The 23892-nt window shown below is 61.7% G+C and carries 17 protein-coding genes and 1 pseudogene; 9 read left to right on the forward strand and 9 right to left on the reverse strand.

Annotated elements, in window-relative coordinates:
- Positions 1 to 2: 2 nt before the first annotated feature.
- Complete coding sequence (locus AC1DWQ_RS10215; protein WP_477669511.1) at positions 3 to 2594, reverse strand: [protein-PII] uridylyltransferase; 2592 nt, start codon at positions 2592 to 2594, stop codon at positions 3 to 5.
- A gap of 51 nt (positions 2595 to 2645) precedes the next feature.
- A complete protein-coding gene (gene map, locus AC1DWQ_RS10220; protein ID WP_457280845.1) occupies positions 2646 to 3488 on the reverse strand; it encodes a type I methionyl aminopeptidase in 843 nt (280 codons plus the stop codon).
- A 225-nt stretch (positions 3489 to 3713) separates the two neighbouring features.
- On the opposite strand from map, the gene purL reads away from it, so the two are divergent.
- Positions 3714 to 7763 (forward strand): phosphoribosylformylglycinamidine synthase, encoded by a 4050-nt coding sequence (gene purL / locus AC1DWQ_RS10225; RefSeq protein WP_477669512.1) that lies wholly within the window; start codon positions 3714 to 3716, stop codon positions 7761 to 7763.
- A 10-nt stretch (positions 7764 to 7773) separates the two neighbouring features.
- On the opposite strand, the gene AC1DWQ_RS10230 is transcribed toward purL, so the two are convergent.
- From AC1DWQ_RS10230 to AC1DWQ_RS10260, 7 genes and pseudogenes are all read right to left on the reverse strand, one after another.
- On the reverse strand, positions 7774 to 8520 hold the full coding sequence (locus AC1DWQ_RS10230) for an ABC transporter substrate-binding protein (protein ID WP_477669625.1): 747 nt from the start codon (positions 8518 to 8520) through the stop codon (positions 7774 to 7776).
- A gap of 150 nt (positions 8521 to 8670) precedes the next feature.
- Positions 8671 to 9060: pseudogene (locus tag AC1DWQ_RS10235) on the reverse strand (hypothetical protein); the annotation flags it as partial.
- A 137-nt stretch (positions 9061 to 9197) separates the two neighbouring features.
- Positions 9198 to 9983, reverse strand: coding sequence for a peptidylprolyl isomerase (locus AC1DWQ_RS10240; RefSeq protein WP_477669513.1), 786 nt, complete (start codon positions 9981 to 9983; stop codon positions 9198 to 9200).
- Positions 9984 to 10086: 103 nt separating this feature from the next.
- Positions 10087 to 10380: a BolA family protein gene (locus AC1DWQ_RS10245; protein WP_477669514.1), complete on the reverse strand. Its 294-nt coding sequence runs from the start codon at positions 10378 to 10380 to the stop codon at positions 10087 to 10089.
- A complete protein-coding gene (locus AC1DWQ_RS10250; RefSeq protein ID WP_457280850.1) occupies positions 10377 to 11003 on the reverse strand; it encodes a septation protein A in 627 nt (208 codons plus the stop codon). Before AC1DWQ_RS10250 ends, AC1DWQ_RS10245 begins: the two co-directional genes overlap by 4 nt.
- 156 nt (positions 11004 to 11159) lie before the next feature.
- Complete coding sequence (gene msrB, locus AC1DWQ_RS10255) at positions 11160 to 11570, reverse strand: peptide-methionine (R)-S-oxide reductase MsrB (protein ID WP_477648405.1); 411 nt, start codon at positions 11568 to 11570, stop codon at positions 11160 to 11162.
- Between the two features lie 31 nt (positions 11571 to 11601).
- The gene (locus AC1DWQ_RS10260) at positions 11602 to 13095 is read right to left on the reverse strand and encodes a protein adenylyltransferase SelO (protein WP_477669515.1); all 1494 of its coding nucleotides are present in this window, start codon (positions 13093 to 13095) and stop codon (positions 11602 to 11604) included.
- Between the two features lie 123 nt (positions 13096 to 13218).
- Here AC1DWQ_RS10260 and AC1DWQ_RS10265 point away from each other — a divergent pair, with 123 nt between their 5' ends.
- The 8 genes from AC1DWQ_RS10265 to AC1DWQ_RS10300 all read left to right on the forward strand — a co-directional run bounded on the left by AC1DWQ_RS10265 (position 13219) and on the right by AC1DWQ_RS10300 (position 23890).
- Positions 13219 to 14847, forward strand: a complete 1629-nt coding sequence (locus AC1DWQ_RS10265) for a 3-(methylthio)propionyl-CoA ligase (protein WP_477669516.1) — start codon at positions 13219 to 13221, stop codon at positions 14845 to 14847.
- A gap of 313 nt (positions 14848 to 15160) precedes the next feature.
- Positions 15161 to 16408, forward strand: coding sequence for a branched-chain amino acid ABC transporter substrate-binding protein (locus tag AC1DWQ_RS10270; protein ID WP_477669626.1), 1248 nt, complete (start codon positions 15161 to 15163; stop codon positions 16406 to 16408).
- Positions 16409 to 16519: 111 nt separating this feature from the next.
- Positions 16520 to 17473, forward strand: coding sequence for a branched-chain amino acid ABC transporter permease (locus tag AC1DWQ_RS10275; RefSeq protein ID WP_477669517.1), 954 nt, complete (start codon positions 16520 to 16522; stop codon positions 17471 to 17473).
- 10 nt (positions 17474 to 17483) lie between these two features.
- Complete coding sequence (locus tag AC1DWQ_RS10280) at positions 17484 to 18776, forward strand: branched-chain amino acid ABC transporter permease (protein WP_477669518.1); 1293 nt, start codon at positions 17484 to 17486, stop codon at positions 18774 to 18776.
- 105 nt (positions 18777 to 18881) lie between these two features.
- Positions 18882 to 19658 carry an ABC transporter ATP-binding protein gene (locus tag AC1DWQ_RS10285; RefSeq protein WP_477669519.1) on the forward strand — a complete coding sequence of 259 codons (777 nt, stop codon included), beginning with the start codon at positions 18882 to 18884 and terminating at the stop codon, positions 19656 to 19658.
- Entirely contained in the window at positions 19658 to 20353 is a 696-nt protein-coding gene (locus AC1DWQ_RS10290; RefSeq protein ID WP_477669520.1) for an ABC transporter ATP-binding protein, read from the forward strand. The genes AC1DWQ_RS10285 and AC1DWQ_RS10290 overlap by 1 nt, the downstream gene beginning before the upstream one ends.
- Positions 20354 to 20559: 206 nt before the next feature.
- Positions 20560 to 22668, forward strand: a complete 2109-nt coding sequence (locus AC1DWQ_RS10295) for a 3-hydroxyacyl-CoA dehydrogenase NAD-binding domain-containing protein (RefSeq protein WP_477669521.1) — start codon at positions 20560 to 20562, stop codon at positions 22666 to 22668.
- Between the two features lie 46 nt (positions 22669 to 22714).
- A complete protein-coding gene (locus AC1DWQ_RS10300; RefSeq protein WP_477669522.1) occupies positions 22715 to 23890 on the forward strand; it encodes an acetyl-CoA C-acyltransferase in 1176 nt (391 codons plus the stop codon).
- Positions 23891 to 23892: the final 2 nt, after the last annotated feature.

Below are 23892 nucleotides of genomic sequence, written 5' to 3' on the forward strand. Positions count from 1 at the left end.
CTTCAGGTATTGAGCGCTTCGAGCAATTCAGTCTCGATCGCGATCTGTGCCTTGTTGTGCTGCAGCTCCGGTCCATCGATCAAAAATGTATCTTCCACGCGCTCGCCCAGCGTGCTTACCTTGGCCAGTTGCAGGTTGATGCGGTGACGGGCCAGCACCCGTGCGATGCGGTAGAGCAGCCCGACCCGGTCGCTGGCCGACACGCTGAGCAGCCAGCGCTGGGCTTTTTCATCGGGCCGCAGGTCCACGCGCGGAGCGATCGGGAAACTCTTGACCCGGCGCGATACACGGCCTTTACTCGGAGGCGGCAGAGGTCCGGGGTTCTCGATGGTGCGATCCAGTTCGGCCTCCACCATGGCCGCCAGTTCGCGGTAGTGGTCGGCCAGCGTGGGGCTGACCACCTGGAAGGTGTCCAGCGCATAACCATTTTTCGCTGTGTGGATCTTGGCGTCCAGGATGCTGAAGCCGGCTTCGTCAAAGTAGCCGCAGATGCGTGCAAACAGGTCGGGCGCATCGGGCGTGTAAACCAGTACCTGCATGCCTTCGCCTGCCGACGAACGACGCGCGCGGACGATCGCCTTGGCCTTGCCCACGTGTCGCGAGAGCTGGCGTGCATGCCAGGCGATGTCGGAGGCCTCATGGCGCATGAAATAGCTGACGTCCAGCGTGTCCCACAGTGCCTTGTGTGCCTCGAAAGGTTCGGCGTGCAGGGCCAGTGTGGTCAGGGCTTCGCGCTTGCGGGCCTCCACTTCGGCATCCGCATCGGGCGCGCGGCCACCCAGCACGCGCAGCGTGTAGCGGTACAGGTCTTCCAGCAGCTTGCCTTTCCAGGCGTTCCAGACCTTGGGGCTGGTGCCGCGGATGTCGGCCACCGTCAGCAGGTACAAAGCCGTCAGGTAACGCTCGTTGCCCACGCGTTTGGCAAACGCGGCAATCACTTCGGGGTTGCTCAGGTCTTCCTTCTGGGCGATGCGGCTCATGCTCAGGTGCTCACCGACCAGGAATTCGATGAGTTTGGAGTCTTCGGCGCCAATACCATGCTGGCGACAAAAAACGCGCACGTCCTTGCAACCCAGCTCGGAGTGGTCGCCGCCGCGGCCCTTGGCGATGTCGTGGAACAGCGCGGCGATATAAAGAATCCAGGGCTTGTCCCAGCCGGCCGCGAGCTGCGAGCACATCGGGTACTCGTGCGAGTGCTCGGCCATGAAAAAACGCCGCACGTTGCGCAGAACCATCAGGATGTGCTGGTCCACCGTGTAAACATGGAACAGGTCGTGCTGCATCTGTCCGACGATCTTGCGGAAGATCCAGAGGTAGCGGCCCAGCACCGATGTCTGGTTCATCAGCCGCATGGCGTGGGTGATGCCCTCGGGCTGCTGAAGGATGCGCCGGAAGGTGTCGCGGTTGACCGGGTCGCTGCGGAACTTGCTGTTCATCAGTCCGCGGGCGTTGTAGAGCGCGCGCAGGGTGCGCGCCGACAGGCCCTTGATGCCCACGGTTGTCTCGAATACCAAAAAGGTTTCCAGGATGGCGTGCGGTTCACGCGCATACAGGTCGTCGCTGACCACCTCCAGCATGCCGGCCTTGTCGTAAAAGCGCTCGTTGATGGGCCGCAGCGGGTAGGTGTTGGGGTTGAGCCGTTCTTCGATATTGAGCAACAGGATCTGGTTGAGCTGGGTCACGGCCTTGGCGGCCCAGTAGTAGCGCTTCATCACCGCCTCGCTGGCGCGGCGCGGCACCTTGCTGCCGTCGTCGGCTTCGGCGGAATAGCCGAAGGACTCGGCCACGGCGGTCTGCAGGTCAAACACCAGGCGGTCTTCACGCCGGCCGGCAATCAGGTGCAGGCGCGCGCGTATCAAGCTCAGCAAGGCTTCATTGGCCTTGATCTGCCGCACTTCAAAGGCCGTAGCCAGGCCGTTGCGGGCCAGGTCGTCCCAGGATTTGCCCAGGCCGGCGGCCCGTGCCACCCACAAAATCACCTGCAGGTCTCGCAATCCACCCGGGGATTCCTTGCAGTTGGGCTCGAGCGAGTAGGGGGTATTTTCGAACTTGTTGTGGCGCTGGCGCAGCTCCAGCGTCTTGGCCACGTAAAAAGCCTGCGGGTCCAACACGACGGCCAGCCGGTTTTGCAGCTGCAGAAAATTCTTTTTGGATCCGGCGACCAGGCGGGCTTCGAGCAGCGAGGTTTGCACCGTGACGTCTTTGGCCGCTTCTTCGACACAACCGGAAATCGTCCGCACGCTGGAGCCAATTTCCAGGCCCACATCCCAGCAGGCGCCGATGAAGCTCTCTACCTTGGCCTTGAGGGCCGGGTCGCCGTCGATGTTGGCGTTGTCCGACAGCAGCAGCAGCACGTCTACATCCGAATGGGGAAACAGCTCGCCGCGGCCAAAGCCTCCTGCGGCCACCAGGCAGGCGGAAACCGGAAAGCCGGCACGCTGCCAGAGCAGCTGCAGGGTCGCATCGGCATGCCGGGCGAATTTTTGCAGCAGGCTGTGGATGCCGCGGGACGAGGCGCCACTGGCGGCCAGCGTGGCGAGGAGGGCGGCTTTCCCCGCTTTGTATTGCTCGCGGACCGGGGCCAGCTCGATCATCGCGGAGCTCGCAGGGTCGGAGAGTGCGCGGGGCGCCACTGTGCGCCTGGCTCAGGCACTGACAGCGGCTTGGGCAGGGCTGCTTTGCGGGACAAACGCCGGGATCGGCGGGCTGCCGGCGGACAGGGTAAGTACCTCATAGCCGGTTTCAGTCACCAAAATGGTGTGTTCCCACTGGGCGGACAAGGAATGGTCGCGCGTCACGATGCTCCAGCCGTCTTTCTCGGGGCCGTCCTTGATGTCACGCTTGCCGGCATTGATCATGGGTTCGATGGTGAAGGTCATGCCCGGTGTGAGCTCTTCGAGCGTGCCGGGGCGGCCGTAGTGCAGCACTTGCGGTTCTTCGTGGAATTTCTGGCCAATTCCATGGCCGCAAAACTCGCGAACTACGGAAAACCCCTGTTTTTCGGCAAAAGTCTGGATCGCAAAGCCGATGTCGCCCAGCCTGACCCCAGGCTTGACGCGCATGATGCCCTGCCACATGGCTTCATAGGTCACATGGCAGAGCCGCTTGGCCGCAATGGAAGCTTCGCCAACCAGGTACATGCGGCTGTTGTCGCCGTGCCAGCCGTCCTTGGTGATGACGGTCACGTCAATATTGACAATGTCGCCTTTTTTCAACGGTTTGTCGTTGGGAATGCCATGGCAGACCTGGTGGTTGATGGAAGTGCACAGCGACTTGGGATATGGCACATAGCCGGGAGGGCCATAGCCCAGCGTGGCCGGAATGGTGCCTTGAACCTGGGTCATGTAGTCATGGGCCAGCCGGTCTATTTCATTGGTGGTGACACCCGGCTTCACGAAGGGGGTGAGGTAGTCCAGCACCTCGGAAGCAAGCCTCCCTGCCAGGCGCATGCCTTCAATTCCTGCGGCATCTTTGTAAGTAATACTCATGGCCCCGATTATCCCACCGCTCCCGGGCACATGCATTTTCAGCATGGGACCAAGGGGCTTTGGCTTTGGCCCGAATGTGGCCCGAACGGATCGCAAAAGTGCCCGGGCGCACCGGCAGCAAACCGGGGAAGGCCTTCAGTCGCTGATAAAATTACGGGTTAACGCTAGCCCGTTAAACCCAACAGCCATGCGCTGCCCACCTCCCATTACAAGGCCACCGCTACCGTGACCCTGCACCTGACGACTTTTGAGGGCGAACCCCACGGGATCAGCGCCCTCAGCGATTTCCGCGTCCAGCAACTCCTTCCCCGCCTGCAAGCCGTCCACGACAAGATCGTGGGCATCAGCGCCCGGTTTGTGCATCTGGTTGCCACGGAGGCGCCGCCTTCAGACACCGTCAAGGGCCAGCTCGCAGCACTGCTTACCTATGGCGACCCTTGCATTGCAGGCGCTGGAAAAACCGATGATGCACTGACCTTTATTGTCTCGCCGCGCTTTGGCACCGTTTCGCCCTGGGCGTCGAAGGCTACGGACATCGCCCACAACTGCGGCCTGGCCATCAAACGCATTGAGCGCATCACCGAATACCGCATTACCTTGAAAAGCGGCTTTTTCAGCAAAACGGCCCTGACGGATGCCCAGCGCGAGCAGGTCGCCGGCCTGCTGCACGACCGCATGACTGAAAGCGTGATGTTGGATCGCGCGCAGGCTGCCGGCCTCTTCACCGAATTGCAAGGTGCATCGCTACAGACCATCGACGTGCTGGCCGGTGGCAAAGCGGCCCTGGAAGCCGCCAATGCCGAATTTGGCCTGGCGCTGGCAGCCGATGAAATCGACTACCTGGTCACCGCCTTCACCCAGCTCAAACGCAACCCGACCGACGTTGAGCTCATGATGTTCGCCCAGGCCAACAGCGAGCACTGCCGCCACAAGATCTTCAACGCCGACTTTACGATTGACGGCGTTGCGCAGGAGAAAAGCCTGTTCGGCATGATCCGCAACACCGAAAAGCTGCATCCCCAGCACACGGTGGTGGCTTATTCGGACAACGCTTCGGTCATGGAAGGCTATAAAACACAGCGGTTTTATGCCAAAACTAGTACAAAACCGGCCCCTCGCCCAACAGGAACAAGCGCGAGCAGCTATCAAACTTATAGCGCTACGGATGACGTGTTGATGCATGTGCTGATGAAAGTCGAGACGCACAACCATCCCACGGCTATTTCTCCCTTCCCTGGCGCGTCGACCGGTGCGGGCGGAGAGATTCGTGACGAAGGCGCAACCGGCCGCGGCTCCAAGCCCAAGGCGGGCTTGACGGGCTTCACCGTGTCCAGGCTGTTTGACGACGCCGCCACGTCCTATGGCAAGCCAGAACACATCGCCAGCCCGCTGCAGATCATGACGGAAGGCCCGCTGGGCGGCGCAGCGTTCAACAACGAGTTCGGCCGGCCCAACCTCAACGGCTACTTCCGCGAATATGAGCAGACCGTCGGCGGCCAGCGCTGGGGTTATCACAAGCCCATCATGATTGCGGGTGGTGTCGGCACGATTGATGCGGCACTCACCAAGAAGATTCTCTTCCCGGCCGGCACGCTGCTGATCCAGCTGGGCGGCCCTGGTATGCGCATCGGCATGGGCGGCAGCGCGGCCAGCTCCATGGCTTCGGGCGCGAATGCGGCCCAGCTTGACTTTGATTCGGTGCAGCGCGGCAACCCTGAAATCGAGCGCCGCGCGCAAGAGGTCATCAACCAGTGCGCCCAACTGGGTGCGGCCAACCCCATCCTGGCGATCCACGATGTGGGCGCCGGCGGTTTGTCCAATGCGTTTCCTGAGCTGGTGAATGACGCGGGGCGAGGTGCGAAGTTTGATTTGCGTGCCGTGCCGCTGGAAGAAAGCGGCCTTTCGCCCAAGGAAATCTGGAGCAATGAAAGCCAGGAGCGTTATGTGATGGCGGTTGCGCCTGAGTCACTGCCGCAGTTCCAGGCCTTCTGCGAGCGTGAGCGCTGCCCGTTTGCGGTGATTGGCATTGCGACGGAAGAAAAGCAACTGGTGCTGTCCGACAAAGACGCGGCCCCGCCGGTGGATATGCCGATGAATGTGTTGCTCGGCAAGCCGCCCAAAATGCACCGCGACGTGAAGTCGGTCAAACACACGATCAAACCCATCGACCTGACCGGCGTCGATCTGCAGAAAAGTGCGATTGCGGTGCTCAGCCACCCGACCGTCGCGTCCAAGCGCTTCCTGATCACCATCGGCGACCGCACCGTGAGCGGCCTCACGCACCGTGATCAGATGGTTGGCCCCTGGCAGGTGCCGGTAGCCGACTGCGCTGTCACGCTGGCTGACTACAGCGGTTTTGCGGGCGAAGCCATGAGCATGGGCGAACGCACGCCGCTGGCCACCGTCAACGCGGCCGCTTCGGGGCGTATGGCGGTCGCCGAGGCCATCACCAACCTGCTGGCCGCGCCCATTGAGCTGCCGCGTGTCAAGCTGTCAGCCAACTGGATGGCCGCCTGCGGCGAGCCCGGCCAGGATGCGGCGCTCTACGAGACCGTCAAGGCCGTCGGCATGGAGCTGTGCCCGGCGCTGGGCGTGTCGATTCCGGTTGGCAAGGATTCCTTGTCGATGCGCACCGTGTGGAGCGAGGGCGCTGACAGCAAGAAAGTCACCTCGCCGGTGTCGCTGATCGTGAGCGCTTTCGCCACACTGCCCGATGTGCGTGGCACCCTCACGCCGCAGCTGAACCGCGATGAGGCCGACAGCACGCTGATCCTGATTGACCTGGGTAAGGGCCAGAACCGCATGGGCGGCTCCATCCTCGCGCAAACGCTGGACAAGGAAGAGGGCAAGGTGCCCGATCTCGACGATCCGAAAGACCTGGTCAACCTCGTCAATGCCATCAATGCGCTGCGCAAAGAGGGCAAGCTCATGGCCTACCACGACCGCAGTGACGGTGGCCTGTTTGCCGCAGTATGTGAGATGGGCTTTGCCGGCAACGTGGGCGTGTCGCTCAACATCGACATGCTGCTGGTCGAAGGCGACGGCATTTCCGACAGCCGCATGGACACGGGCGACAGCAAGAACTGGGCAAGCCAGGTCGGCGCGCGCCGCGAGGAGCTCACGCTCAAGGCGCTGTTCAACGAAGAGCTGGGTGCCGTCATCCAGGTGGCCACGTCTGCGCGCAACGAAGTGATGCAGACCCTGCGCGAGCACGGCCTCTCCAAATTCAGCCACTTCATCGGCAAGACGCGCCCACAGCACGCCTCGCTCGAAGTCGGCAAGGGCGAGATCCAGGTCTGGCGCGACACCAAGGCCGTGTTCTCGGCCAAGCTGCAAGACTTGCATCAGGTCTGGGATTCGATCAGCTGGAAGATTTGCCAGCAGCGCGACAACCCCGATTGCGCCAATACTGAACACGCGACCACCGGCAACCCCGCCGACCCGGGCCTGCATGTGCAACTGACGTTTGATCCAGTCAAAGTGCTGTCGGCGCCCGCGCTCAACCTGTCGGCGCGGCCACGCGTGGCGGTGCTGCGCGAGCAGGGCGTCAATTCGCATGTGGAAATGGCTTACGTCTTCACCGAAGCCGGCTTTGAAGCCTGCGACGTGCATATGACTGACCTTCAAACCGGTCGCGCCAGGCTGGCCGACTTCAAGGGCATCGTGGCCTGCGGCGGCTTCAGCTATGGCGACACGCTGGGGGCTGGCATCGGCTGGGCGCGCTCAGTCACCTTCAACCCGGTGCTGTCCGAAGAGTTCAAGGCGTTCTTTGCGCGCCAGGACACCTTTGGTTTGGGCGTGTGCAACGGCTGCCAGATGTTTGCCGAACTGGCCGACATCATCCCGGGCGCCGAGGCCTGGCCGCGCTTTACCACCAACCGCAGCGAGCGCTTTGAAGCACGCCTGAGCATGGTCGAGGTGCTGGAGTCCCCCAGCATCTTCCTGCAGGGCATGGCCGGCAGCCGCCTGCCGATCGCCGTCGCGCATGGCGAGGGCTATGCCAATTTCGCCTTCCGGGGCGATGCCTCCAAGGCGATTGCCGCTATGCGCTTTACCGACAACGATGGCAAGCCGACCGAAGCTTATCCGGCCAACCCCAACGGCAGCGCCGGCGGCCTCACCGCCGTGACCACGGCTGACGGCCGCTTCACGGCGATGATGCCGCATCCCGAGCGCGTGTTCCGCAACATCCAGAAGAGCTGGACTTCGGGCGGCGCCAGCGAACGCAGCCCGTGGATGAGCCTCTGGCACAACGCGCGCAAGTGGGTGGGATGAGTCTTTGGCGTTAGCGGGTAGAGGGCGGGGCGACTGCCGCGCCCTCAATGCCGTGGCGCGCCAACGCTGTGGCCACAAATCCCGAAGCCTTCATCTCTTCGACAAACGCCGCCAGGTAGCGCGCACCGGCCTCGCGCCCCTTGGGCAGGCCCATAGCCTGGTTGATCACCATGAAGCGCCCCGGTAGCAAACGCACGCCCGTTATGCGTTTAGCGTCAGCCTCCAACTGCTGCTTGACGCCGGCCGCCACCTCGATGTTCTGCGCGACCATCACATCGGTCACCGCCGGGGAGGTGGGGGCCTTCACCAGCCTGGCCGCTTTCAGTTCACGGGTCAGATAGAGATCGTAGGCACTGCCGTTGCCGACCACGACGCGGTTGGCCACCTGGTCCACCTCTTCATTGCGTTGTATCGGCGAGTCCATGCGCACCAGGTACGCGCCCTCGATGATCACGTAGGGCGGCGTCTGCAACATGTCTGCGCCGCGCACCGGGTCTATCGCGACAAAGGCGATGTCAACCTGCACATCCCTGACCGCTTCGACCACCTTGCCGGCCGATGTGAAGGTCACCAGCTGCACCGGTACGCCCAGGCGCTTGCCGAGTTCGTTGGACAGATCCACCGAGACGCCGCGCGGTGAACCGTCCGGCATGCGAGCCGCCAGTATGGGGTTGCCGAAATTGATGGCAGCCCTGAGCTTGCCGGACGGCGCCAGTTCGGCGGCAGGAGCCGGCGGCGCAGAGACACAACCCAGCAGCGCGAAACCAGCCAGCGCCAGCACGGCCAGTGCGGCAAGCCACCACCACAAGCCGTTTGAGTTGCTCACCTGGCCCGGGGATTGTCCTTCGCTCGGGCCAGATCCCTCGCCAGCGCCCGTACCCGGTCCGATTCCCCCGGCTTCCACCGCATCCTTGGCTTCCTTGAGCCCCATGCCCGTCAGGCCTCGCAAGCGCCGTACCGCCTCTATTTTGTTGCCTTGGTCCAGCGCCTCTTGCACCTGCGCGGGCAGGGGCGCGCCGGCGGGCAAGGCGTTGGGCGCGAAGCCGGTGACCGGCGGCTCGCCGCGCATATAGGCTTCCAGCGCGTCCTTGGTTTCCTTCAGGCCCAGGCCGGTGCCGGCGCGCATCAGCTGGATGGCTTCAACCAGGTTGCCGCGTTGCAAGGCATCCTGCACGGGTTGGGGAAGACTGGGGCCGGAAAGAGGATTGGGCTCGGTCATGTGCGCCTCGACTGTGGGGAAAGAGATGAGGAAAAGCAAGGCGCTTGCGCATCGAGCCTCTGGAGGAATGTGAGCCATTGGAACGGCCGCCAGTACCTTCGTCAACCGGCAATTCACGTAATCCGTCCTGATCGGTGAGCCTCAAGAAAAAAGCAGCCAAAAGGCTGCTTTTTCAGGAAGACAAGGCGGGCAGGGCGCTCGCAGCGATGTGCCGCTTACTCGACCTTGGCTTTTTTGCGCAGTTCTTCCTGGAACGCCGCCAGCTTTTGCTGCTGCATTTGCTGAGCGATCTGCGGCTTCACTTCCTCGAAGGACGGGAGCTGGGCCGTGCGGATGTCGTCCACACGAATGACGTGGTAACCGAACTGGGTTTTCACCGGGGTATCGGTGGTCTGGCCCTTGTTGAGCTTGACCAGTGCCTCGGTGAATTCAGGCACATAGCTGGAAGGGTTGGCCCAGTCCAGGTCGCCGCCCTTGGCACCGGATCCGGGATCCTTGGACTTCTTCTTGGCGATGTCATCGAACTTGCCGCCCTTTTTCAGGCTGGCAATGATCTCTTTGGCCTCGGCTTCCTTTTCGACCAGGATGTGGCGGGCCTTGTACTCCTTGCCGCCATTGGCTTCGGCAAATTTGTCGTATTCAGCCTTCAGCTCGACATCGGTCACCGGATTCTTCTTCTGGAAGTCAGAAAACAGTTCGCGGATCAGGATGGTCTGGCGTGCCAGTTCCATTTGCACCTTGATGTCATCGCTGGAAGCCAGGCCCCGCTTTTCCGCTTCCTGCATGAACACTTCGCGCGCAATTACTTCTTCACGAAGCTGGCCTTCCATCTCAGGCGTTACTGGCCGGCCGGACTTGGCGACCTGTTGCGCCAGCGAGTCCAGGCGCGATTTTGGAACGGCCTTGCCATTGACGATGGCCACGTTCTGCGCCATGGCGCCTTGCGCGCCCAGTGCCAGCAGTGCCGCTACGGCGGTGCCGAGTAAAAGATGTTTCTTCATGATGTTTTTGTAGTCCTTTTGGTAATGCTTGAAAGCGTTTGGCAATGCGTTCTGACGTTGCTGCGGCTCTGTGCCGAAATCCCCGGGGCAAATCAGCGCAGATTCAGGGTGACTCGATGACTTCAATCGCCAGGGCATGGAGGCCCTGATCAATGAAATTTTGCATTGCATCATACACAAGCCGGTGGCGCGCCACCCGGCTCTTGCCGGTAAAGAGCGGGCTGGCAATGCGGATGCGAAAATGGGTACCGTAGCCTTCCGCGTTAGCGCCCGAATGCCCGGCATGGGAAGCGCTCTCGTCCAGCACTTCCAGTCGGGTGGGCTGAAGCCGCGCCTTGAGCTGCTGCTCGATCTCGTGGGTGCGCACGGGCAGGGCGCTGGAAACGCCGGCGTTCATGGTGTGGCGCCTGGTTTGATGTGCTTGTTCAGGTACACCGCCTGCGCAAGCACAAACACCACCATCAGACCGAGGCCACCAAACAGCTTGAAGTTGACCCAGGTGCTGGTGGAAAACGTGAAAGCCACCCACAGATTGAGCAGGCCCATCACGGCAAAAAAACCAACCCAGCTGAAATTGACCACGCGCCAGATCGGGTCAGGCAAGTTCATCTGCGCGCCCATCAGCGACTTGATGCCGTTTTTCTTCCACACCAGCTGCCCCAGCAGCAGCGCGCCGCCCATCACCCAGTACAGTACCGTGGGCTTCCATTTGATGAAGCTCTCGCTGTGGAAATAGATGGTGGCGCCGCCGAGCACCGTCACCAGCCCCAGGCTGATCCACAGCATGGTGTCGACCTTCTTGCCGCTTACCTTGAGCCAGAGGATCTGGGCCAGCGTGGCAACGATCACAACCACGGTAGCCAGCAGCACAGGCGCTTCAGCCGCACCCACCACTCCCCCGGAAACCATAAAACCCAGCCACTCGGTGGCTGTAGCGGCGGCCCAGTCCTTGTTGCCTTCGGCGTACTTGAACATGCCGAAAAAAAGGGCGATCGGCAAAAAGTCGAAAAGAATTTTCATAAACAGATTATCGCGGGGTAAAAGAAGCGAAAGAGCTCACTGGCGTTGGGTCCCGAATTAGCAAGCATGAGCCGCGGAACCGGCTTTGCCGGGCCGCAGGCGGGCGGCCCCCTCGGGGGGGCAGGAAGCTACGCGCAGCGAGCGACCGTGGGGGCTTCACTTCTTCTTGAAATCAAGCGCTGCCGAGTTCATGCAGTAGCGCAGGCCTGTGGGAGACGGCCCATCGGGAAACACATGGCCCAGATGCGCGCCGCAGCTGGCGCACACGGTTTCGGTGCGCACCATGCCGTGCTTGCGGTCCACAATTTCCTCAATCGCGCCGGGCACGGCTTCTTCCGAAAAGCTGGGCCAGCCGCAGCCGGCGTCAAATTTGGTTTCCGACTCAAACAGTTTGGCACCGCAGCAGATGCAATGGTAGCTGCCGTCGGCCCAGACGGCTTCGTATTTGCCGGTGTAGGGGCGCTCGGTGGCGGCGTGGCGCGTGACTTCAAAGGCCGCAGGCTCAGCGCCTTTTTCGGCCAGCAGGGCCTTCCACTCGGCGTCGGTTTTCTGGATCTTGGTGCTCATGTTCTGTTCCTGGCGTGAGTTGGCGGAGGTGTTACGAACTGCAACTGATTTCAATGGATGAGGCCCAGTCTGGGGGGAAATCCGCAAAGCTCTCATGCCCCGGATGCTCCTCAAATGGGGCCTGCAGCAAGGCAAGCAAGGTGTCGACCCCGGAAAAGTCTTTTAGTTTCGCGGCGCGTATGGCTTCTTCCCCCAAATGGTTGCGCAGCACGAACTTGGGATTGTTGTTAAGCATCAAATCAGCCCGCAGCCCTTGATCCACTTGCGCAAGGCGCTCTGAATACTGTAGCGCCCAGGCGTTGAAGGATTCCCGGTCAAAGAACAGGTCACGCAGGGGTTCATGGCCGCTTTGTGCCGTGAAACCATTCAGGCGCCGCCAGAAGATGGTGTAGTCCACCTTGTTGGCGGCCAACAGTTTGAAGGTGTTGTCCACCAGGGCCTTGTCCTCGGATTGCTCGTCCGCCAGGCCAAGTTTGCCGCGCATTCGGGCCTGCAATGCCTCAGGGAACACGGTTTTGTAGGGTTCCAGGGCTGCAAGAGCCTGCTCCTGGTCTTCAATCAGCGGCAGCAAAGCCTGCCCCAGGCAAAACAGGTTCCAATAGGCCATGTTTGGCTGCTTGTTATAGGCGTATCGGCCCTGGGTGTCCGAATGGTTGCAGATGTGGCCAGGATCAAACGCATCGAGAAACTGGAACGGGCCATAGTCAATGGTCAGCCCCAGGATGCTCATGTTGTCGGTGTTCATGACGCCATGGCAAAAACCTGCAGCCTGCCACGCAGCCATAAGGTGTGCGGTCTTTTCGCTGACGGCCTCCAGTAGCGCCGCATAAGGTTGCTTTGCCTTGCGGCAGGCGGGGTAAAACCGGTCGATGACGTAGTCGGCCAGCACCTTGAGCTGCGCATGCTGGTCGTTGTAGCTGAAATGCTCGAAGTGGCCGAAGCGGATGAAGCTTGGCGCGGTGCGGCTCACCACGGCGGCGGTCTCGATCTCCTCGCGCCGCACGGCTGCATCGGAGCCGGTAACGCACAGCGCCCGCGTGGTGGGAATGCCCAGGCCATGCATCGCTTCCGAGCACAAAAATTCGCGAATCGAGCTGCGCAGTACAGCCCGGCCATCACCCATGCGGGAGTAGGGTGTTTTGCCGGCGCCCTTGAGCTGGATTTCCTGCGGCCCGCGCGGAGTACTGATTTCGCCCAGCAACAAGGCGCGGCCGTCACCGAGTTGCCCGGCCCAGACGCCAAACTGGTGACCGCTGTAGACGCTGGCCAACGGCTCGGAGCCAGGCAGGACGCCATTGCCGCTCAAGGCTTCCAGGGCTGCCTGTGATTCAAGCCATTCTGCGCCCAGTCCCAGCTCGTGCGCCATGCTGCGGCTGCGGCCAACCCAATAGGGGTCAGGCAGGGACTGCGGCCGCAAGCGGGTGTAGAAGTCGCCACCCAGTTGGGCGAAGCTGTTGCTCCAGGTCAGCGAGGTACCGGCAGAGGAACCTGCATCGTCGGGCGCCGGAAGGTTTGCAGAGGTCATCGGCAAATTGTCCCCTACCTGACATGAACCCGTGATTTCACGGGCAATCCCGCATGACCGTCATGGTGCGCTGCGGCATGATGACCGCTTGCTGAACACTATTTAACCAATGGAGACTTCCCGATGCTTGGGTTAATGCAAAGCCAGCCGCTGCTGATTTCCGGCCTGATCGAATTCGCGGAGCGCCATCATGGCGACGCCGAAATCGTCTCGCGCCGCGTGGAGGGCGACCTGCATCGCTACACCTACAAGGATGTCGCCCATCGGGCGCGCCGGGTTGCCAATGCGCTGGACGGCCTGAAGCTCGCATTCAGCGACCGCGTTGCCACGCTGGCCTGGAACGGCTACCGGCACCTGGAGCTTTATTACGGCGTGAGCGGATCTGGCCGGGTGCTGCATACCATCAACCCGCGCCTGCATCCGGACCAGATCGCCTGGATCGCCAACCACGCCGAAGACCAGGTGTTGTGCTTTGACCTGAGTTTTCTGCCGCTGGTGCAGGCCGTGCATGCCAGGTGCCCGACCATCAAGCACTACATCGCGCTGTGCGACGCTGACAAGTTGCCGGCCGATTCGGGCATTCCGGATTTGCAAAGCTACGAAAGCTGGATGGGCGCACAAAGCGCCGACTACGCCTGGCCCAGTTTTGACGAAAACACCGCTTCCAGTATGTGCTACACCAGCGGCACCACGGGCAACCCCAAGGCCGCACTCTATAGCCACCGTTCCAGCACGCTGCACGCCTACGCGGCCGCGCTGCCTGACGTAATGTCCATCTCCGCACGGGATGCCATCCTGCCCGTCGTGCCCATGTTCCATGTCAATGCCTGGGGCATTCCGTACTCGGCCGCGCTCACCGGGGCCAAGCTGGTGTTTCCAGGGCCTGCGCTCGACGGCAAATCGATCTATGAGCTGATTGAGGCCGAAAAGGTCACTTACGCCGCCGGCGTGCCCACCGTTTGGCAGATGCTGCTGACACACATGAAGCCGTCAGGGTTGAAGTTCTCCACCTTGCGCCGCACCGTTATCGGCGGCTCAGCCTGTCCACCGGCCATGATCAATGCCTTCCGTGAAGACTACGGTGTGGAAGTGCTGCACGCCTGGGGCATGACCGAGATGAGCCCGCTGGGTACGCTGTGCGCGCTCAAGAACAAGCACGACACGCTGCCGGAAGCAGAAAGAATGAAGATACGCCTCAAGCAGGGGCGCGCCATCTACGGCGTCGACATGAAGATCGTCGACGCCAACGGTGAAGAGCTGCCCTGGGACGGCAAGGTCTTTGGCGACCTTTACGTCAAGGGGCCGTGGATTGTGCGCGAATACTTCAAGGGTGAGGGCGGCGACCCGCTGGTGGACGGCTGGTTCCCGACGGGCGACGTCGGCACCATAGACGCCGACGGTTATCTGCAAATCACAGACCGCAGCAAGGACGTGATCAAGTCCGGCGGCGAATGGATCAGCTCCATCGAGATCGAGAACATCGCCGTGGCGCACCCGGCCGTCGCCATGGCTGCCTGCATAGGCGTGGCCCATCCCAAGTGGGATGAGCGCCCCATCATCGCGGTCGTGAAAAAGCCCGGCATGGAAGTCACGCGCGACGAGCTGCTGCGCTTCTACGAAGGCAAGACCGCCAAATGGCAAATCCCCGACGACGTCGTCTTCGTCGACGCGATTCCCCTGGGCGCCACCGGCAAGATGCTCAAAACCAAGCTGCGCGAACTTCTTAAAGATTACAAATTGCCACAGGCCTGAGCGCTGCCATAGAGTGGGGCGGTATTAATCAAGCAGGGGCCGCGGAACCGGCTTTGCCGGGCCGCAGGCGCAGCGGCCCCCTCGGGGGGCAGCGACACACGAAGTGAGGAGCGTGGGGGTCACGTTCGTGACATCGGCTAGGGCATTCCCTGACGCAGTGCAACATCATTTGACCTAACCTTTGCCGGTTCCCTCTGCGGATTCACCGCGCATTCATACAATTTCCAGGAGACAAGGGATGACAACCCAGAACAGATTTTTCGCACGGCATGCAGGCATCGCCCTGGCGGTGTCTTCCATGCTTTACAGCGGCATGGCGCTGGCCCAGGCGCCCGCCAAGGCCGCAGCGCCGGCCAAAGCTGCAGTGGCAGCACCGGCCACCGGTGCCGTCAACCTGAACCAGACTGTCAAGATCGCCTGGCTTGATCCACTGTCCGGCCTGATGGCGGCCGTGGGCACCAACCAGCTCAAGGGCTTCCAGTTCCTGGCCGAGCAGTTCAGCAGGAAGAACAGGGCCGGCGTGAAGTTCGAGATCATCGGCATCGACAACAAGCTCAGCCCACAGGAAACCACCAACGCGCTGAAGTCGGCCATCGACCAGGGCGCGCGCTACGTGGTGCAGGGCAACGGCTCCGGCCCGGCGCTGGCCATCATGGACGCGCTGTCCAAGTACAACGAACGCAATCCCGGCAAGGAAGTCGTCTACCTCAACTACGCCGCGGTGGACCCGGACCTCACCAACAGCAAGTGCGACTACTGGCACTTCCGCCTGGATGCCGACACCTCCATGAAGATGGAAGCGCTGACGGCCTTCATGAAGGACCAGCCCGACATCAAGAAGGTCTACCTGATCAACCAGAACTACTCGCACGGTCAGCAGGTCGCCAAGTTCGCCAAGGCCAACCTGGCCAGCAAACGCCCCGACATCCAGATCGTCGGCGAGGACCTGCACCCGCTGGCGCAGGTGCGCGACTTTGCGCCCTACATCGCCAAAATCAAGCAGTCGGGTGCCGACACCGTGATCACTGGCAACTGGGGTTCCGACCTCTCGCTGCTGGTGAAAGCCGCCAACGAAGCGGGCCTGAACAACGTCAAGTTCTACACTTATTACGCCGGCGTCACCGGCACGCCGACCGCGCTGGGCGCGGCCTCGGCCGGGCGGGTCTACATGGTGTCCTACAACCACCTCAACATGGGCGGCGAGATCCAGCAGGTCCAGGCCGACTACAAGAAGAAGTTCAACGACGACTTCTACACCGGCGCGATCTTCCATGCCTTCACCATCCTGACCGAAGCCATGGCGCAGACAAAATCGACTGAACCCGCCGTCGTGGCCAAGGCCATGGAAGGCCTGCGCTTCAAGAGCTTCAACGGCGATGTCGAGATGCGCAAGACCGACCACCAACTGCAGCAGGGCCTCTACATCGACAAATGGGAAAAAGCCGGCGGCAAATACCCTTACGATGCCGAGAATACAGGCTACACCTTTGTGCCGGTCAAATACTATGAGCCCTATGTGGCCAGCACGCCTACCTCTTGCCAGATGAAGCGTCCGGGCTAAGACCCTGGCGGCCGCCTGACCGGCGAAGGCCCGACCCATTCGGGCCTTTTTCTTTATCCCGGCAGTTTCCTGCCCGTATCTGTTTTACCTTCCAGCTTCAGGCGGTCATTGATGAATTTGGAATTTTTCACCATCTCCCTGCTTAACGGCCTCAGCTACGGGCTGCTGCTGTTCATGCTGAGCTCCGGCCTGACGCTGATCTTCAGCATGATGGGCGTGCTCAATTTTGCGCACGCCTCCTTCTACATGGTCGGCGCCTACATTGCCTACAGCACCTCGCAGGTCATCGGGTTCTGGTGGTCGCTGCTGGTGGCACCGCTTTTGGTGTTTGTGATGGGCGCGGCCTTCGAGCGCTTTTGCCTGCGCAAGGTGCACAAGTTCGGCCATGTGCCCGAGCTGCTGGTTACCTTCGGGCTGTCCTACCTGCTGCTGGAGCTGGTGCAGCTGGTATGGGGCCGCTCGGCCGTCAACTATGTGTTACCGGAGGGTTTGCAGGGCCCGCTGTTCACGGTGTTCGGCACCAACTTTCCCAAGTCGCGCGCCTTCATCATGTTCATTTCGCTGGCCATGCTGGCCGGCATCTGGCTGCTGCTCACGCGCACACGCATCGGCCTGGTCATACAGGCCGCGCTCACCCATCCGGAAACGGTGGAAGCGCTGGGCCACAACGTGCCGCGGGTCTTCATGCTGGTCTTTGGTGGCGGTGCCGCGCTCGCGGGCCTGGCCGGCGTCATTGGTGGCAATACCTTTGTGACGGAGCCCGCCATGGCCGGCTCGGTCGGCGCCATCATCTTTGTCGTCGTGGTGGTGGGTGGGATGGGTTCGCTCAGCGGCGCTTTTCTGGCTTCACTGCTGATTGGCCTGATCCAGACCTTTGCCGTGGCCATGGACCAGTCGCTCATGACGCTGCTGGCCAAATTCAGCTACACCGTGACGCCTGATTCCTTCGGCTATCCGTTGCTCAAGCTCACCATTTCACAGGTCGCCCCCATTCTGCCGTTCCTGTTCCTGGTGCTGATCCTCATCTTCAGGCCCAAAGGTCTACTGGGCACACGCGAAGGCTAGGCAGACCAATATGACTCGACCCTTTCACGAATTCAAACCCTATAACGTCGGCCGCTGGCTGTTGTGGTCGCTGTACGCGCTGCTGCTCATCGTCGCGCCGCTGATGTTCAAAAGCAGCCTGGCGCTCACCATGCTGTCGCAGGCCGGTTACCTGGTCATCATCTGCCTGAGCTACAACATCCTGCTGGGACAGGGCGGCATGCTCAGTTTCGGGCATGCGGTCTATGCCGGGCTGGGTTCTTTCCTCGCCGTGCACGCGATGAATCTGGCCACCAAAGGCAGCTTCTACATCCCGCTGACGCTGATTCCGCTGGTGGGTGGCCTCTCGGGTCTGGTTTTTGCTGCGCTGCTGGGATACGTCACGACCAAGAAGGCCGGCACCACCTTTGCCATGATCACCCTGGGCGTGGGTGAACTGGTGTTTGCGATGTCGCTGATGTTCCCCGAGTTTTTCGGCGGTGAGGGCGGCATCACCACCAACCGCGCTTATGGCAGGCCAGTTTTCGGCATCAGCTTCGGCCCGCAGATCCAGGTCTATTACCTGATCGCCTTCTATTGCTTCATCTGCACGGCGGCCATGTTTGCGTTTACCCGCACGCCACTGGGCCGCATCCTGAACGCGGTGCGCGACAACCCCGAACGCGTGGAGTTCATCGGATACAACACGCAGCGCGTGCGCTACTACGCCTTCATCATTGCCGGTTTCTTCGCCGGTATAGGTGGCGGTCTGGCGGCCATCAATTCGGAAATCGTCACGGCGGAAGTGGTGAGCGGTGTGCGCTCGGGCAGCCTGCTGCTGTTCACCTTCCTGGGCGGGGCGACATTCTTCTTCGGCCCCATCATCGGCGCCGGCCTGCTGGTGCTGGCGCTGATCCTGCTTTCAGAGCTCTCCATGGCCTGGCTGCTCTATGTAGGCCTGATCTTCCTCTTCATGGTGATGTATGCGCCCGGTGGTATCGCCAGCCTGATCATGATGAACTTGCGCGTGGCCTCTTTCGGCAAGCTGCGGGAATTGTGGGTGGGCTACCTGGGACTGGCCGTGACAGCGCTCACCGCGCTGGCCGGCGCGGCCGCCATGGTGGAAATGATTTACCACCTGCAGCTCAACGCGGCACTGGGCCCCGAACTCGGCTTCATGGGCGTGCGGCTCAACGCCACCAACCTCAACAGCTGGCTGGGCGCCGGCTTCGTGCTTGTCACCGGCCTGGGCCTGTTTGAGCTCACACGCCGGCAATTCCTCACGCAATGGGGCCAGATACAAAATGACATCGAGAAAGAAATCAAGCGAAGGGAATTACTGTGAGCCCCCACGCTCGTCACTTCGTGTACGTCGCTGCCCCCCGAGGGGGCGCTGCGCCTGCGGCCCGGCAAAGCCGGTTCCGCGGCCCTGGCTGGTGGGGAGGTTGATATGAACTATTCGCTTGAACTCAAAGACCTGCGCAAGAGCTTTGGCAAGACCGAAATCATCCGCGGCGCCAACCTGAAGGTGCAGGCCGGCGAGCGCGTCGCCATCATCGGGCCCAACGGCGCGGGCAAGTCCACGCTGTTCAATCTCATCAGCGGCCGTTTTGAGCCCACCAGCGGCGAAGTGTTGCTCAACGGCCAGCGCATCGACGGCAAAAAGCCGTTTGAAATCAACCGGCTGGGCTTGTCGCGCAGCTTCCAGATCACCAATATCTTCCCCAAACTCAGCGTGTTTGAAAACCTGCGCTGCGGCGTGCTGTGGAGCCTGGGCTACAAGTACACGTTCTTCCGCTTCCTGGCCGACCTGGATGACGCCAACGAGCGCGCCGACGAGTTGATGGCCATGATCAAGCTCGACAAAAAGCGTGACGTGCTGGCCACCAACCTGACCTACGCCGAGCAGCGCGCGCTGGAAATCGGCATCACGATTGCAGGCGGCGCCAACGTCATCCTGCTGGACGAACCGACGGCCGGCATGAGCCGGTCCGAGACCAGCCGCTTCATCAACCTGATCAAGGAGGTCACCGTGGGCAAGACCCTGCTGACGGTGGAGCACGACATGGGCGTGGTGTTCGGCCTGGCCGACAAGATTGCGGTGGTGGTTTATGGCGAGATCATTGCCTACGACACGCCCGAGGCCGTGCGCGCCGACCAGCGCGTGCAAGAGGCGTATTTGGGCTCTTCAGTAGCAGACGCACAAGCTCACGGAGGAGGTCACTGATGCTCCATATCCAGAACCTCCACGCCTTCTACGGCAAAAGCCACGTACTGCACGGTGTCCATTTCGACGTGCAGCCCGGCCAGATCGTCGCCTTGCTGGGTCGCAACGGTTCGGGCCGCTCCACCACGGCCAAGGCCATCATGGGCCTGGTTGACTGCCAGGGCTCCATCCTCTGGAAGAAGCAGGAAATCGCCGGCAAGAAGGCCTACCAGATTGCCCACCTGGGCATAGGCTATGTGCCGGAAAACCGCGACATCTTCCCCAAGCTCACGGTGCACCAGAACCTTTTGTTGGGCCAAAAGGGCTCGGGCAAGGGTTCGCGCTGGTCGTTTGAGGACATGTACCAGATGTTCCCGCGCTTGCGCGAACGCCAGCACACCGAGGCCGGCGTGCTCTCGGGCGGCGAGCAGCAGATGCTCACGCTGTGCCGCACGCTGATGGGCGATCCCGACCTCATCATCATCGACGAGCCCACTGAAGGCCTTGCGCCCAAAATTGTTGAGCTGGTGGGGCAGTATTTGCAAACGCTGAAGGCCAAGGGCATCTCGGTGCTGCTGATCGAACAGAAACTGACGATTGCCATGGCGATTTCCGATCGCGCGCTGGTCATGGGCCACGGCAGCATCGTGTTTGACGGCACCCCCGACAGCCTGCGGGCTGATGCCTACATCCGCAAAGAGTGGCTCGAGGTGTAAAAAACGGTGTGGATCGTCCCCGGCTGTCACCGCAGGGACAAAAATAGACTGAACAGTCCATCCGGGGACTTGTGCCGTCACAAACGCCCCCTACAATGGAAAAAGAACGGTCGTACTTTTTTGTGCGCCCGACCAGCGCGTGCCGGGCCGCAGCGCCAGCCGAGACAACCAAAAACTGAAACTCCATCAAGGAAAGAAGCAACGCAATGACCACCCTTTACGAAGTTCACGGCCCCGTCGCGCTCATCACACTGAGCAACCCACCCGTCAACGGCCTGGGCCACGCCACGCGCCTGAGCCTGACCGACAACATCCAGAAGGCCAATGCCGATGCCGCCATCAAGTCCATCGTGATCACCGGCGCAGGCAAAGCCTTTTCGGGTGGCGCCGACATCAAAGAGTTCGGCACGCCCAAGGCGCTGATCGAACCCAATCTGCTGAGCGTGATCCGCGCGGTCGAGAATTCCGGCAAGCCTATCGTCGCCGCGATCCATTCCGTCTGCATGGGCGGCGGCCTGGAATTGGCCCTGGGCTGCCACTACCGCATCGCCGCGCCTGGCACCAACGTGGCCTTGCCTGAAGTCAAGCTCGGCCTGTTGCCTGGCGCCGGCGGCACGCAGCGCCTGCCGCGCGTGCTCGGCGTGGAACCGGCCCTGAACATGATCGTGAGCGGCGAACCCGTCAAGAGCGAACTGCTCGCGCAAATCCCCGGCCAGAAACTGTTCGACAAGCTTGCTGCCTCGCCCGAATCGCTGGCCCAGGAAGCCCTGGCCTTTGCCCAATCGATTTCCGACACCCGGCCGCTTCCGCTGGTGCGTGACCTGCGCGCCAAGCACCCCAATGGCGACGCTTATTTCCAGTTCGCCCGCAACATGGTCAAGGGCATGGCCAAGAACTTCCCCGCGCCGCTCAAGTGCGTGGACGCGGTCGAAGCAGCGACCAAGAAGAAATTCGAAGACGGCATGACTTTTGAGCGCGAGTGCTTCATCAACCTGATGTGGACACCCGAAAGCCGCGCGCTGCGCCATATCTTCATGGCTGAGCGTGCGGCCTCCAAGATCCCCGACGTGCCGGAAGACACGCCCAAGCGCGAGATCAATTCGGTGGCCGTGATCGGCGCCGGCACCATGGGCGGCGGTATCGCCATGAACTTCCTGAACGCCGGCATCCCGGTCAAGATTCTCGAGATGAAGCAGGAGGCCCTGGACAAAGGCCTCGGCATCATCAGCAAGAACTACGAGGCCCAGGTCAAGAAGGGCAAGCTTAAGCAGGATAAATATGACCAGCACATGGGCCTGCTCAGCACCACGTTGAGCTACGACGACCTCAAAGACGCCGACCTCGTGATCGAGGCCGTGTTTGAAGAAATGGGCGTCAAGGAGAAGGTCTTCAAGGAACTGGACCGCGTGATGAAGCCGGGCGCCATCCTGGCGTCCAACACTTCGACGTTGGACGTCAACAAAATCGCCGACTTCACCAAGCGTCCGCAAGACGTGGTCGGCCTGCATTTCTTCAGCCCGGCCAATGTGATGAAGCTGCTGGAAGTCGTGCGCGGCGCCAAGACCGGCAAGGACGTGCTGGCCACCGTGATGGCCGTGGGTAAAAAGATTAAAAAGACGGCCGTGGTGTCGGGCGTCTGCGACGGCTTTATCGGCAACCGCATGATCGAGCAATACGGCCGCCAGGGCGGTTTCCTGCTCGACGAAGGCTGCACCCCCGAGCAGGTCGACAAGGCCATCGAGAAATTCGGCTTTGCCATGGGCCCGTTCCGCATGGGCGACCTGGCCGGCAACGACATCGGCTGGGCGATCCGCAAGCGCCGCTACACCGAAAAGCCGGACATGAAATACAGCAAAACGGCCGACCTGCTGTGCGAGAAAGGCCGCTTCGGCCAGAAGACCGGCGCCGGCTGGTACGACTATGTACCCGGCAAGCGCGACGCGATCCCGAACGCTGAAGTCGTCAAGATGATTGAAGACCACCGCAAGAGCCTGGGCATCACGCCACGCAAGATTTCCGACGAGGAAATCGTGCAGCGCCTGGTGTATTCGCTGGTAAATGAAGCCGCGCACATCCTGGAAGAAGGCATCGCCTCCAAGGCCAGCGACATCGACATGGTCTACATCATGGGCTATGGCTTCCCGGTCTACCGCGGTGGCCCCATGCTGTACGCCGACCAGGTCGGCCTCTTCAATGTGGTGCAAAGCATGAACCGCTTCGCGCAGAACCCGCTGGACGACGCCAAATTCTGGAAGCCCGCACCCCTGCTGGCCAAGCTTGCAGCCGAAGGCAAGACCTTCAACCTGTCTACCTAAGTCCAGCAGACCGCACAGATCAACGTCCCAGAATCCGGAGAATTCCATGACTTCAGCAGTAATCGTTTCCACCGCACGCACCCCCCTGGCCAAAAGCTGGAAGGGCTCCTTCAACATGACGCACGGCGCCACCCTGGGCGGACACGCCGTTGAGCACGCGCTCAAGCGCGCCGGCATCGAGGCCGCAGAGGTCGATGACGTGATCATCGGCTGCGCTACGCCCGAAGGTGCCACCGGCGCCAACATCGCACGCCAGATTGCGCTGCGCGCCGGCTGCCCGGTGACGGTATCGGGCATGACGGTCAACCGTTTCTGCTCGTCCGGCCTGCAGACCATCGCCCTGGCGGCCCAGCGCGTGATCGCCGGTGAAGCCGACATCTACGTGGCCGGCGGCGTCGAAAGCATTTCCTGCGTGCAGCAGGAAATGAACACCCACATGCTGCAGGAAACCTGGCTCGCCAAGAACAAGCCCGAGATCTACTGGAACATGCTCCAGACCGCTGAGCAGGTCGCCAAACGCTACAACATCTCGCGCGACCGCATGGACGAATACGGCGCGCTGAGCCAGCAAAAGGCCACGGCCGCGCTGGCTGCGGGCCTCTTTGAAGCTGAGATCGCCCCCATCACCGTGACAGCCGGCGTGGCCGACAAGATCATGGGCCTGACCACCAAAGAGGTCACCGTCAGCAAGGACGAAGGTATCCGCGAAGGCACGACCAAGGAAGGCATCAGCGGCATCAAGCCGGCCATCCCTGGCGGCGTGATCGCGGCCGGCAATGCCAGCCAGTTCTCCGACGGCGGCGGCGCCGTGGTTGTCATGAACGAAACCCTGGCGGAGAAAAAGGGCCTTAAACCCCTGGGCCGCTTCCTCGGCTTTGCCGTCGCCGGTTGCGAACCCGATGAAATGGGCATTGGCCCGGTCTTCGCCATTCCAAAGGTACTGGCCAAGCTGGGCCTGAAGATCAGCGACATTGATCTGTGGGAATTGAACGAAGCCTTCGCCGTACAGGTGCTGTACTGCGCCGACAAGCTGGGCATTCCCATGGACAAACTCAACGTCAACGGCGGTGCGATTGCCGTCGGCCACCCTTACGGCGTGACCGGCCAGCGCCTGACGGGCCACGCGCTGATCGAAGGCAAGCGCCGCGGCGCCAAGCGCGTCTGCGTGACCATGTGCATTGGCGGCGGCATGGGCGCAGCCGGCATTTACGAAGTCCTCTGAAC

This window comes from Polaromonas sp. P2_G11 (assembly GCF_056403595.1).